General features: G+C 33.3%; 1 pseudogene. It reads right to left on the bottom strand.

The annotated features are described in order from the left end of the window. A pseudogene (locus SBH76_RS13520) lies at positions 1-412 on the bottom strand (IS1634 family transposase); the annotation flags it as partial.

Below are 412 nucleotides of genomic sequence, written 5' to 3'. Positions count from 1 at the left end.
TCAAGCCTTTGTTTCTTTGCAAGGTTAGGATTATAAGAGACGATACGCTTTTCTTTTACAGAAAACCTTGTAACACTCTCTTTTCCTGTTTCCGGATCAATCTCTTTAAAACTGTAATCAAAGCTGTCAATACAGGATTTAAGACGAAAAGATATATTACCTCTTTCATCAGTGTAATTAGAAAAGACATTTGTATCATTCTCAAGTAGAACCCATTTCTTTTCCTTTTCACTTAGATTCTTACCATGTATTGATTTTGAAAATATATAGCCGTCACTAGCTTCTTTAACTGCAGCATAAATATTTCTTGCACAATTAAGTCCTTTATCAGCCACCTGAATTGTCTTGCCTGATACGTTGTGTCGTTGCTTCATTTCTTCAATAACTTTTCTAATATATGGCTTTTCCGATT

It is taken from the genome of Lachnoanaerobaculum sanguinis (assembly GCF_033242365.1).
Lineage (GTDB): Bacteria > Bacillota > Clostridia > Lachnospirales > Lachnospiraceae > Lachnoanaerobaculum > Lachnoanaerobaculum sanguinis.
Note: the sequence above shows the minus strand (reverse complement) of the source record. Positions and strands in the feature narration are given on the sequence as shown.